This window comes from Sulfurimonas sp. (genome assembly GCF_029027585.1).
In the GTDB taxonomy this organism is placed as follows: Bacteria; Campylobacterota; Campylobacteria; order Campylobacterales; family Sulfurimonadaceae; genus Sulfurimonas.
Genome location: NZ_CP093397.1, coordinates 585,451 through 597,624, shown reverse-complemented (window position 1 = coordinate 597,624; position 12,174 = coordinate 585,451). Strand labels below are relative to the sequence as shown.

The window sequence follows — 12,174 nt, the reverse complement described above, 5'->3', positions numbered from 1 at the left end:
TAATTGCGACATTATAACAAAAGTGAGTGATATAAATGCTAAAACTAGCTGTATTTGATTTTGATTCTACCCTGATGGACGGTGAAACGATAGACTTTTTTGCTGAAGAATTAGGAATTGGTGAAGAAGTTTCTCGTATAACAGAAGAAGCAATGAGTGGAAGACTTGATTTTTTTGAATCTTTACAACAACGCGTGGGACTTTTAAAAGGTTTAGACTTATCAATAGTTGAAAAAATAAGCCATAATTTACCATATATGAATGGTGCAGTTGAGTTAATACAAGAGCTAAAAAAACGAGGTATAAAAGTAGTTTGTTTTAGTGGTGGTTTTAGAACTGCCACAGGTTTTGCGAAAGACATCTTAGGCTATGACGCTGATTTTGCAAATGTGCTTCATCATAAAGATGGCAAACTTACAGGGCTTGTTGGCGGAGATATGATGTTTAACTTTTCAAAAGGTGATATGCTAGTAAGACTTCAAAACATACTTGGCATTACACAAGAAGAAACATTAGTTTGTGGTGATGGAGCAAATGACTTGAGTATGTTCGCTCATGCTGGGACAAGAGTAGCTTTTTGTGCTAGAGAGGTTCTAGAAAAAGAAGCAAATATCATTATAAAAGAAAAAGATTTAACAAAAATATTAGAAGAAATTAATAATAGGAATATATAGATGCTAGAAAATTCAGTTTGGAAACAGTATAACGATGAGAATAACTTTAGACAGATGCTTGCAAGATTTTGCAAGATGGACATTGAAAGTTTTATAGAGGATGATAAGATTTTATATGGTGTATTAAAATCTAAACTTACAAAAAAAGAGTTAAAACTATTTGCAATGGATAGTGCTCAAATGGAAGTAAAAGAACTAATAGATGTTATGTCTATTAATGAAGAAGAGTTAGAAAAAGCAAAATATAAACTATATAAAAAACTAAAACAAGATAAAGTTCGTTTAAGTTTTAGAGCTAGTTCAATAGTATCTTAAAAGATACTCTTCTGGACTTGTCTTTGTCCTCATATTTTCCTTGCATAACATTTTTGGAATAGCTAAAACCACTACCTTTGAGTATATTTGTTAGCCATTTTTGTGTTTTCAGGTTTTGATTTTTAAATATATAACTAAGAGTTGAATATGAACGACTCATAGATAATTTTTCATTTTTTAAGTATCTAGAAGTAAACTTTGCTCCACCCCATTCACTAGAAGTATGACCATTTATTTCTAGGACTTCTATATATGATTGGTATTTTTTAAGAAATGGTATGAGTTTATTTGAAAAATTATTCAAATAATTTTTTTGCTGAGTAGTAAGTTCAAATTTAGAAACTTTAAAATATAAATTATGGTCTATAAACTCAATACTTAAATCTTTTTTTATCACTATTTTATAAGATGCTATCTCTTGTTTAAATAACTCTATAAGTTCTTCGTAAATGTTTATAACTTTTGTTGATTTTTGGGCTATTGTTGCATCTCTATTTAACTTTACAACCCACATATTTGAGCTTTGAGAATCTTTATGCGTGTTTATCCCTGCCGCGGCTGCTTGAGAGTTTCTTAGAATTGTAACTGCGTTAAAAATATCATAGTTCTCATCACCAAAATGTTCTTGGTGTAACATACCTAAACTAGAGTCAAATAGCATTACTAAGGCATCTGTATTGTAAGCATCTCTTACATAACCTACCCCTATGAGTGAGCCATCAGAGTACTCTTTTATATCCTTTAAACCACTAGCGTAAGTGGTAGAAATCGTTGTGTCAATAAGAACATTTTTTTGAAGGTCAAATTTTATAAGTCTAATCTGATCTTTGTTCATATCATCTTTATGTGAGAGTGATAGTAAAAAGTTGTTATCTCTAAGTTTTATGATTTTATGAGGAGTGATAACACCATCAGTTTTGTAATGTTTCAACCAAATCTTATTTCCATTTTCTGTTATGCGCATAAGTGTTATATTTTTATTTTTCTCATAACTAGTTGTGCTAAGAACTAAGATAGAACCATCAAAAGCTTCAACAGCATCTATACCTCTGTCATCATACATAGTTCCGTATTTTTTGCTCCAAAGTTTTCTACCATCTTTGCTAAATCTAGTTAAGTAAATATCATTTAAACCAAGTCCAGTTTCAAAGAGAGAATCATGGCTAGAACGAGATGTTATAGAACTACCAATAGCTAAAACACCGCCATCACGAAGTCGTATAAGATTACTCATCCTGTCATAATTTTTTGTGCCAAACATTTTAGTAAAAATAGGAGTACCACTTGAGTCAAGTTTTAAAATTAGGAGTGAACCATCTAGTGTATAACCACCAACAAAGTAACCATTTGATGGAGTTTTAACTAAGGCGATAGCCTCACTGAATTTAGACATTTTAGAAGATTTATTTATGGTTAAGTTTGCGTAATTATCAATTTTAAGTAGATGCATCTGTGAGCCGAAAGCATCTGATACGCTAGAAAGATATTCGAAAGCATTTGTATAAGTCTTACTTTTTATTTTTGACTCTTTATAGTTTCTTGATATTCCAACAGCACTTATCTGCCCGTCATAATCCTGAGTAACATCAAAAAGAGCATCATTAAATGGCTCATTTACAATAACTGAAAAATCAGAACTTTTTGAGTAAAGCGAAGTTAAAATAAATAGGAAGAGAAGAATTTTATGCATTTGAGTACTTTTTTACTTTTTATATAGCAAAAAATATTCCTAAATTATTTGGTTGAGTAGTAATTCCTATGCAAAGCATAGGAATTTGAAGGGTTGAAAACCTATCTTAAGTTTTCAAACGGTTGAGTTATAACTTGTTTGCGAGTAACTGTATATGGAACTAGTGCTGCTGCTCTAGCTCTTTTGATTACTGCTGAGATCATGTCTTGGTGTCTTTTACAGTTTCCTGTTAAACGACGAGGCATAATTTTATAACGCTCAGAAAGTGAGAAACGCAAAGTTCCTACTTCTTTGTAGTCCATAAAATCAACTTTTGATTCACAATATTTACAAAATCTTTTTTTGTATTTTCTTTTTTCTGCCATGGTATTTCCTTTATATATTATTTCACCCCAAGGGCACTTGTCCTTTTAGTCGGGCGTCTAAAATGGAATTTCATCTTCATCGATGTCAATCACAGGAACATCATTGCTACTAGGCATCTGACGACTTTGCGCATTTGCATTTTGCTGATAGCTTTGTTGTTGAGTTTGTTGCGCTTTAGGCTCATTGTTCCCATAGCTTGGTTCTTGCTTCTGGTAACTTTGGTTTTGTTGAGGAGGAGGGTTATAGCTTTGCGCATTCTGCCCAGCAGGAGCTTGGTATCCACCACCTTGATTATCACCTTTAGAGTCTAGCATTTGCATAGTTTCAACAACTACACCATGTTTAGAGCGTTTTTGTCCATTTTGATCGGTCCATTGGTCAAATTGAAGTCTTCCTTCTACTAGGATTTTACTTCCTTTACGAAGGTATTGGTTAGCGATTTCGGCACTTCTAGCAAAAAAAGTTATATCTACAAAACATACTTCTTCTTTTTTCTCACCATTGCTAGTGAATTTACGACTAGTAGCAATAGCAGTTTTTGCTATCCCCATACCACTTTGAGAGTATCTTAGTTCGATATCTCTAGTTAAGTTTCCAACTAATATGACTTTATTAAACATGAACTTTCCTTAATCTATTTAGCTTAACTGATTACTCAGCTTTTGCTACTTCTTCTGTTGCTGCTGGAGTTTCTTCAACCACTGGAGCTTCTGTTACTACTGCTGGAGTTTCTTCAACCACTGGAGTTTCCTCTTTAGGTGCTTCTTCTTTAGCAGGTATTGCAGCTTTTTTCTCAGCTTTTTGAACTAGTTGATTCCATGCTGTAATCTCACGATTTGAATCGTACTTGATAGTTATAAAACGAAGAAGGTCTTCGTTGATACGGAAGCGTCTTTCGATTTCAGTAATTGCAGATGGAGCAATAGAATAATATATAACATGGTAATAACCACGCTCATTTTTATCAATAGGGTATGCTAATTTTCTCATTCCCATAGAGTCTGTAGTAGCGATTTCGCCACCGTTAGAAGTAATTATTTCTTCGATAGCTTTGATGCTAGCTTGGATTTCTTCAGCTGTAAATGTCGGTTTAACGATAACTAAGTTTTCGTATTTTCTCATAGAGTATAATCTCCTTTTGGTATTTGCCGTATTGGCATTGTTTCTACTTTCGGATATGAATATATCATCATAAATAATGATACAAATAGAAAGGAACTCGCGATTATACATAAAAGACACTTAAAAGTACATCTAAGATATAGATACTTTTCATTTTGCCATATTAGGGTTATTATTTTTACTTTTTTTGGTATAGTTATAAAAAATTTGGAGATATTTACTTAAAATGGCAAAAAGAAGAAAGAAAAAAACTACTAACAATTTTTTAACATACTTAGCATGGTTTTTAGCGATCATTGCGATTATATTAAGTTCACTAGTTGCTGGATATTATTTTGGATATGAAGACGCAAAAGAAGAGATGGCATCTAAAACAAAATATGAAAAGAACAAAAGACTTTCAGTTCTAAAAAAGCTAGAAAAAATAAGTTCTAAAAAAACTAGAACTACTGTAAATGAAAAACTTAAAAAAGTTCTAAAGCAAGAGAGTAAAGCTTTTGCTGGAGCATCCCATGAGTATGGAGATATATCACTTCCTCAAGCTCCAAAACCGCCTTTAAGAATTAAAAGAGAAGTCAAAAGAGTATCAACAAAGCCAAAATTAGCAATCATCATAGATGATGTTAGTGTTCTCTCTCATGTTAATGCCATCAAAAGTTTAGGTATTCCTTTAACAATGTCATTTTTACCACCTAGCTCATTTCGTCCAAATTCTGCACAGTTGGCATCTAAAGAAAAAATATATATGGTGCATCTACCTTTAGAAGCACAAAATTTTAGTGCCGAAGAGCCTTTAACTTTAAGAATAAGTGATTCAGATGCTAAAATCTCTCAAAGAATCTTAAAAATAAAACAAATGTTTCCTCGAGTAGCATATCTAAATAATCACACAGGAAGTAAGTTTACAGCAAATGAGTTAGCTATGAATCGTCTTTTGTACGCACTTAAATCTCAAAATATAAACTTTATAGACAGTAGAACAACTGCCCAAACAAAAGCACCTAAAGTTATGAAAAATCTTGGTTTAAACTATGTAGCAAGAGATGTTTTTTTAGACCATGACATGGACAAAGTGTCTATAAAACTGCAGATAAAAAGAGCGATAAAAATCGCAAAACTACATGGAACAGCCATAGCTATTGGGCATCCACATGCAAACACACTTTTAGCTTTACATGAGTCAAAAGCTTTGTTTAAAGATGTTGAGTTGGTTTATATAAATAGGCTTTACTGATGAACTTAGTTCAAGAAAAAATAGTTGAATTGGAGTCCATGAAAAACTATCCGAAACAACTTTTTTTTAGTGGAAACCTTGAACTGTTAAAAAAAACAAAAATCTCAATAGTTGGAAGTAGAAAACCCTCGAAATATTCTCGTTTGCTTACACACAAGATAGCTTCAACTTTATCAAAAAATGGTGTCTGTGTTGTTAGTGGTGGAGCAATGGGCATAGATGCTATTGCTCATAAAAGCGCTGGAGAAGAGAATACAATTTCGGTTCTTCCATGTGGCATAAATATCAAATACCCTTCAATCAACAAAAACTTGTTAGAAGGTATTGAAAAATCAGGATTATTACTTAGCCAGTTTGAAAAAGATTTCAGAGCAACTCCATGGAGTTTTGTAGTTAGAAATGAAGTTGTTGTAGCTCTTGGAGATGTTTTAGTGGTTATAGAAGCGGAGTTAAAGAGTGGAAGTATGAGAAGTATAGAAATTGCTTTAAAAATGGGTAAAGAAATTTTTGTAATTCCTCATAGGGTAGGGGAAAGTGAAGGGACAAATGAGCTTTTAAAATTAGGTAAAGCTAAGGCTATTTACGATGTTGATGAGTTTGTTTCTAGATTTGCGTCTAGTGAAGTTTTAGAAAAAAAAGTTGATGATTTTATAGAGTTTTGTCAAACAAATCCTACTTATGATGAAGCTTTAAAAATCTTCCCTCAAAGAGTTTTTGAGGCTGAGTTAAATGGTGATATAAATATTCAAAATGGTAGAGTTCTTCCTAGTTGATTTTATAGTATCAACATTGCATCGCCGTATGAGTAAAAACGGTACTCATTTTTTATAGCCTCTGCATAAAGTTCTTGTGTTTTATCTACTCCAACAAAAGAAGCAACTAGCATTAAAAGAGTTGATTTTGGAAGGTGAAAGTTTGTGAGTAAATGATTTACTCTTGAAGGTTTGTTGTTTGGATGCAAAAATAGATTTGCCTCGCCTCTTTGAATTTTGCCATGTTTTTCATAAAACTCTATGGTTCTTGTTGATGTTGTTCCTATGCTAAGGATTGAAGTGTTTGAGTCTAAAAGTTTTTTTGCTTTGTCTGAGATGTCATAATATTCAGAGTGCATCGGATGGTCTGTGATTGTTTTTACTTCAACAGGTTTAAAAGTCCCACTTCCTACATGAAGCGTGATAAAAGCATGAGTGTAATTATCGCATATCCTTTTGTGTTGTTCTTGCGTGAAATGTAAAGAAGCTGTTGGTGCTGCAACTGCACCTTCTTCTTTTGCAAAAACGCTTTGATACTCAGAAACATCTTGCGTAGTATCTTCTCTTTGTATGTATGGAGGTAGTGGAATATGCCCTATTTTATCTATTATGGGAAGTAAATCTTCAAATCTTAAAAGCTTAGTTTTAATGTAAAAGTTTACAACTCTACTGCCATCATCTTTAATCTCTTTTACAACTGCTATTAAATTTGCATCAAAGTAAATCTTAGTATTTGGTTTTACTTTACCCCGTATATATACATTTATATTGTTAGCATCTAGAGGTCTGTTTATGAGGAGTTCTATCTTGCCGCCACTTGATTTTTTACCAAATATTCTAGCTTTTATAACCTTTGTGTCATTAAAGATTAAAGCACAGTTCTTTGGGATAAATTTTTCAAAATCATAAAAATATGTATGCGTTACTTCATTAGTTTTACGGTTATAAACTAAAAGTTTTGCATTATCTCTTGGACTTGCTGGGTGAGTTGCTATGAGTTTTGAAGGAAGGGTAAAGTCATAGCTAGAAGTTAGGAGTTCTTTTTTAGTGTTCATATATTTGCCTCGATTAATACTATTTTAATCGAAAATTATTCGCTCTTTTTCTCTATGGCAGTAATCTCTTTTTCCTCATCTTCATCTTCATCATCTTCGTCCTCATCTTCAAGTGGAGGAGCTGGATTTACCATTCTAACTATAATAATAGAAATACCGTAAAGTATGATAAGTGGTCCTGCCATGAGTAGTTGAGTTAGAACATCTGGTGGAGTCAAAAGTGCAGCAACGACAAAAATAATTATAAGTGCATACTTAAAAAATGCTATCATCATTCTATCATCTATGAGTCCTAAGAGTGCTAAAAAGTAGGCAAAAACAGGAAGCTCAAAAGCTAAACCAAAACCAAACATGATTTTTGTAAAAAAGCCAACATAGTCTTCTATATTTATGAGTGGCGTAAACTTGAAACTACCAAAGGTTATGAGAAAGTCAAAACCAAAAGGTGTAACTATATAGTAGGCAAACAAAACACCAACTAAAAACATTACCGTTCCACCAACTATAAAAGGTATAAGCATCTTTTTTTCATTTGCATAAAGTCCAGGAGCAATGAAAAGCCAGATTTGAGAAAGTATAATAGGTAAAGCCGCGACAATAGCAGCAAAAAACGAAACTTTTAGTGCAACAAAAAATGCTCCACCTACTTGAGAAGTAGTAACCATTCCCTCAGCAGCGTGAACAGACTTTTTACCAACTTCTGTGAGTGCCATGTTTAAAGGCTCAACCATCCATTCTAGTATTGGTTCGTGAAAGTAAAACATTACAAAAAACATAGTAACTAGGCTTACTGCTGAAATACCAAGCCTTTTTCTTAGTTCTATGAGGTGAGGTTTTAAATCATCAAACATCTTTTGTATCTTCTTTATTTATAGTTTTTTTCTTAAATGTTACTTTTTCTTCTTTAGGACTTTCTTTTTTCTTTTTAGGTTCTATTAAATCATCTAAAAAGTCATCATTTAGATTTGTTAGAGATGGAGCTATCGAGCTGATATCAGTAGCTTGTTTTATCTCATTTGTAGCTTTTAGCAACTCTTTTTTATAGGCAAGTGCTTCTTCTTTTATATCTGCAACATTCATTTCTTGTTCTATAGAGTCTTTAACAGTTCCTATGGTTTTCTTAAGACCTCTAAAAAATTTAGCAATTTCAACCATAGCTGTTGGAAGTTTATCTGGACCTAAAAAAAGGATAGCAAGAACAGCAATAAAAAGTATTTCAGTAAAACCCATACCAAACATATTAAACCTTCAAAATTTTTAATTTATGGATTTTAGCAAAACTATCCTTAAGAGGATAAAAATAGAGCGAGTTCATCTGCTAAAAGATACTCAAAATTGTATAAAATGTTGTTTTTTAAAGAAAGTTTTTTTTCTTGAACTAAAATATTTGCTCGTATTTGTTCATGTTTATTAAGTATATTCATCTTTACCCCAACACAAGAACGAAAACCTAAAAATATTTTTTCCATTTTCATATCTTCTTGGCTTAACTCTTCCTCTTTAGCTTCAAGTGGACTTTTTATGTAATCTTCTAAAATAACACAAGGATAAAATCTTTTATTAGCCAGTTTACCAACTGCTCCACTTCCAAGACCAATATAATCTTCATAGTTCCAATAGCCAAGATTATGTGTGCTTTGGTAAGAGCCAAAATTACTAATTTCATATTGCTTAAATTTATGTGATTTTATTTCATCAAAAAGCCATGAAGTAAGTTTTAAATTTTCTTTTGACATTTGTGGTTTTGACTCAAAAGGTGTTCCCTCTTCTATGGTTAGGGCATAAGCACTTAGATGATTTATGGGAAGAGAAAAAGCAGTTTTTAAATCCTCTTTTAACAACTCTTTAGTATCTCCAAAAGTAGCATAAATCAAATCAAGTGAGATATTTTTAATACCAACTTTTTTTGCGTTAGTTATGGCATTTATAGCATCTGTCTTGTTGTGAGCACGATTTAGTAGTTTTAGTTTTTCATCATTAAAACTTTGCACGCCAAAACTTATGCGATTTACACCAAGTTTACGCATCCCTTTTAGCCACGCAAAAGTAGCACTATTTGGATTTGCTTCACTTGTTATTTCTATATTTGCATCTAGGTATGGAGTAAGTAAGTCAAATAAAGATTTATAAAGTTTTGGCTCAACAGTAGAAGGAGTCCCTCCACCAATAAATATGGTTTTGATACTTTTTCTTTTTGCGTGAAACCTGTTTAACTCGTGTTTTAGTTGTTTTGCTAAAGCTTGCATATAAGATATTTTTAGGTGAAATTTATCAACATAAGAGTTAAAAGCGCAGTAAGAACACTTAGAATCGCAAAAAGGGATATGAATATAAAGTAACATAGTGCAAGTATAACAGATTTTAATATCTATAAAAGCATATAACAATATAATTGTACATGAAAGATGTTGTACTCTTAAAAAATATAAAACTTCTCTATGTTGAAGATAATGATGATGTCCGAGAATCAACATTAGATATTCTCAGGTTATATTTTAATGATATTGTTGTTGCTAAAGATGGAGAAGAGGGTTTAGCTATATACAAAGAACATAACGCATCTATTTCAACATGTTTTAAACTTATTATTAGTGATATTTCAATGCCAAATATGGATGGTGTTGAGATGAGTAAAGCTATAAAAAAGATAAACCCAAGTCAGTCAATTATACTACTTACTGCACATAAAACTGAAAATTATATTATAGATGCCATAGATGCTGGAGTAGATAAATTTATTATCAAACCAATTTTAAGCATTGATAAATTCATATCTCCCATCTTAGAGTTAAGCAAAAAGATAGAGTGTGTACAAAAATTCAAAGAAAAAGAGTTTTACTTAAAACAAAAAAATCAAATTATTGATGAAAATGTTCTTATGACCATAACTGATTTAGATGGATACATACTAGAAATTTCTAATGCATACTTGGACTTTACTGGTTTTAAGCTAGATGAAGTTATTGGTAAAACACATAGGCTCTTTAGAAGCGAAGATGCTGATGATGAGATTGTAAAAAATCTTTGGGAAACGATACTAGAAGATAAAAAGTGGACAGGTAAACTAAAAAATAACAAATATAGTGGAGAAGAGTACTGGATAAAACAGAAAATTTCTCCTCTTTTTGATATAAATAATGAAAAAATTGGCTATACAGCAATCTCAAGAAATATAACAAATACTACAAAACTACAAGAAATATCCATTACCGATGCCTTAACAGATATACATAATAGACGCTATTTTGACTACTCTTTAAAAAGAGAGTTTAAAAGTTCGGCGTGGAGAAAAGAAAACTTTGCTCTTTTAGTTATTGATGTTGATTATTTTAAAAACTATAATGAGTTATATGGTCATTCCCAAGGTGATAAAATTTTAAAAACGATTGCCACGCAGATGAAAGGTTATATAAACTATACTATCCAAGATGTTTTTAGAATTGGTGGGGAAGAGTTTGCTATATTTATAACAGATTGCAGTAATGAAGAAGTTAAAAAGATATCTTTAGAAATAGTAAAAAAGGTAGAGTCACTTAAACAAGAACATAAAAAAAGTAAAATATCAGACTATATAACAATCTCAATAGGTGCAGTTAATATAGATGGGTTTAATCACAAAATTAGTAATGATGATATTTACAATTTAGCAGATAATAATCTTTATAAAGCAAAACAACAAGGAAGAAATAGAGTTGTATTTAATGAAGATATCAAAAATGCCAACTTGTTTAAAGATTTAGATGTTGTAACAAAACTACCAAATAGACAATCTCTTATCCATAATTTAGAACTTCTTCAAGAAGAAACTATGTTAATTTTACTTCATGTAAATCAAATCAATACCATAAAAGATTTATACGGTATGGAAATAGTTTCAAATATGATATTTAAAAAAGCGCAATGCTTAAGTGAGATAATAATTGATGATAATGTTACTTTATATAGTTTAAATATGCATGAATTTGCAATCTTGATTAGTTCAAAAAATATATTTAAAAAGTATTTGGAACTTTTGAAATACACGATATTAATCAACCATGAAGAAAATAGTTATACCGATGAGGAAGAATTCCTTGTGTCAGACTTCACAGCAGGTGTAGCTTATGGTATAGATGATTTGTTTAATCATGCAGATGTGAGTTTACAAGAAGCTATAATGGCTAGAAAAAGTTTAGTGATTTACAACAAAAATCAAACAACCATAGAGCTTCAAAAATCAATTATTAACAGAATTAGAGTTTATAAAAAAGCACTTCACAGTGGTAATATAGTTCCTTATTTTCAGCCAATTATAGATATCAAAGACAATAGTGTCTTAAAGTATGAAGCACTTGCTAGACTAATAACTGAAGATGGAGAAATAGTTTCTCCATATTATTTTTTAGATTCTGCAAAATATGATAATACCTTTGAGTTTTTTACAAGACAGATGATGCAAAAAGTATTTGCAGTTTATGCAAATAAAAAAGCGAATATTTCTATTAATATCACTTATGAAAATATCACTTCACCAACAATGGTAGAGTATATAAAAAATAGACTTGAAAAGTATGGTGGAGAGGGCATAACTTTTGAGATTGTAGAGTCTGAAGATATTGAAAACTATGAACTAATAGAAGAGTTTATCTTGATGTTAAAAGAGTACGGTTGTAAAGTTTCTATTGATGATTTTGGTTCAGGATATTCTAACTTTACACACATTATAAAACTAAACATTGACTATATTAAACTCGATGGTAGCTTAATAGAGAAGCTTTTGGTTGATAAAACGGTTGAGTATATGGTTGAAGCTCTTTTAGTCTTTGCAAGGAATGCAAATATCAAAACAATAGCAGAGTTTGTTAGTACAAAAGAGATAGATGCTAAGGTTAGAGAGATGGGTGTTGATTATATTCAGGGTTATTATTATGGTAAGCCAAAACCACCGCAGAGTTATAGCTTAATTTAATAGCATCTTTAGTATAAT

At 31.3% G+C, this 12,174-nt stretch carries 13 protein-coding genes; 5 read left to right on the top strand and 8 right to left on the bottom strand.

Annotated features, from left to right (window positions below):
- Positions 1-35 precede the first annotated feature (35 nt).
- Positions 36-674 (top strand): phosphoserine phosphatase SerB, encoded by a 639-nt coding sequence (serB, locus tag MOV50_RS03185; RefSeq protein WP_321778971.1) that lies wholly within the window; start codon positions 36-38, stop codon positions 672-674.
- The gene (locus tag MOV50_RS03180; protein ID WP_321778970.1) at positions 675-989 is read left to right on the top strand and encodes a hypothetical protein; all 315 of its coding nucleotides are present in this window, start codon (positions 675-677) and stop codon (positions 987-989) included. It begins immediately after the preceding gene.
- On the opposite strand, the gene MOV50_RS03175 is transcribed toward MOV50_RS03180, so the two are convergent.
- The 4 genes from MOV50_RS03175 to rpsF form a co-directional block, all read right to left on the bottom strand.
- Positions 970-2,679: a hypothetical protein gene (locus tag MOV50_RS03175; protein ID WP_321778969.1), complete on the bottom strand. Its 1,710-nt coding sequence runs from the start codon at positions 2,677-2,679 to the stop codon at positions 970-972. The genes MOV50_RS03180 and MOV50_RS03175 overlap by 20 nt on opposite strands.
- Positions 2,680-2,780: 101 nt before the next feature.
- Positions 2,781-3,044: a 30S ribosomal protein S18 gene (rpsR, locus tag MOV50_RS03170; RefSeq protein ID WP_321778968.1), complete on the bottom strand. Its 264-nt coding sequence runs from the start codon at positions 3,042-3,044 to the stop codon at positions 2,781-2,783.
- Between the two features lie 57 nt (positions 3,045-3,101).
- Positions 3,102-3,665: a single-stranded DNA-binding protein gene (locus tag MOV50_RS03165; RefSeq protein ID WP_321778967.1), complete on the bottom strand. Its 564-nt coding sequence runs from the start codon at positions 3,663-3,665 to the stop codon at positions 3,102-3,104.
- 31 nt (positions 3,666-3,696) lie between these two features.
- Positions 3,697-4,167: a 30S ribosomal protein S6 gene (gene rpsF / locus MOV50_RS03160; RefSeq protein WP_321778966.1), complete on the bottom strand. Its 471-nt coding sequence runs from the start codon at positions 4,165-4,167 to the stop codon at positions 3,697-3,699.
- A gap of 226 nt (positions 4,168-4,393) precedes the next feature.
- On the opposite strand from rpsF, the gene MOV50_RS03155 reads away from it, so the two are divergent.
- Positions 4,394-5,401 (top strand): divergent polysaccharide deacetylase family protein, encoded by a 1,008-nt coding sequence (locus MOV50_RS03155; RefSeq protein ID WP_321778965.1) that lies wholly within the window; start codon positions 4,394-4,396, stop codon positions 5,399-5,401.
- Complete coding sequence (locus tag MOV50_RS03150; RefSeq protein ID WP_321778964.1) at positions 5,401-6,174, top strand: DNA-processing protein DprA; 774 nt, start codon at positions 5,401-5,403, stop codon at positions 6,172-6,174. The genes MOV50_RS03155 and MOV50_RS03150 overlap by 1 nt, the downstream gene beginning before the upstream one ends.
- Positions 6,175-6,176: 2 nt before the next feature.
- On the opposite strand, the gene queA is transcribed toward MOV50_RS03150, so the two are convergent.
- The 4 genes from queA to hemW are packed head-to-tail and all read right to left on the bottom strand — an operon-like array spanning position 6,177 to position 9,550.
- Positions 6,177-7,208 (bottom strand): tRNA preQ1(34) S-adenosylmethionine ribosyltransferase-isomerase QueA, encoded by a 1,032-nt coding sequence (gene queA, locus MOV50_RS03145; protein ID WP_321778963.1) that lies wholly within the window; start codon positions 7,206-7,208, stop codon positions 6,177-6,179.
- A gap of 35 nt (positions 7,209-7,243) precedes the next feature.
- Positions 7,244-8,059 (bottom strand): twin-arginine translocase subunit TatC, encoded by an 816-nt coding sequence (gene tatC / locus MOV50_RS03140; RefSeq protein ID WP_321778962.1) that lies wholly within the window; start codon positions 8,057-8,059, stop codon positions 7,244-7,246.
- Positions 8,052-8,447, bottom strand: a complete 396-nt coding sequence (tatB, locus tag MOV50_RS03135) for a Sec-independent protein translocase protein TatB (RefSeq protein WP_321778961.1) — start codon at positions 8,445-8,447, stop codon at positions 8,052-8,054. Before tatB ends, tatC begins: the two co-directional genes overlap by 8 nt.
- A 47-nt stretch (positions 8,448-8,494) precedes the next feature.
- A complete protein-coding gene (gene hemW, locus MOV50_RS03130; protein WP_321778960.1) occupies positions 8,495-9,550 on the bottom strand; it encodes a radical SAM family heme chaperone HemW in 1,056 nt (351 codons plus the stop codon).
- A 56-nt stretch (positions 9,551-9,606) separates the two neighbouring features.
- On the opposite strand from hemW, the gene MOV50_RS03125 reads away from it, so the two are divergent.
- Entirely contained in the window at positions 9,607-12,156 is a 2,550-nt protein-coding gene (locus MOV50_RS03125; protein ID WP_321778959.1) for an EAL domain-containing protein, read from the top strand.
- The last annotated feature ends 18 nt before the right edge of the window (positions 12,157-12,174 follow it).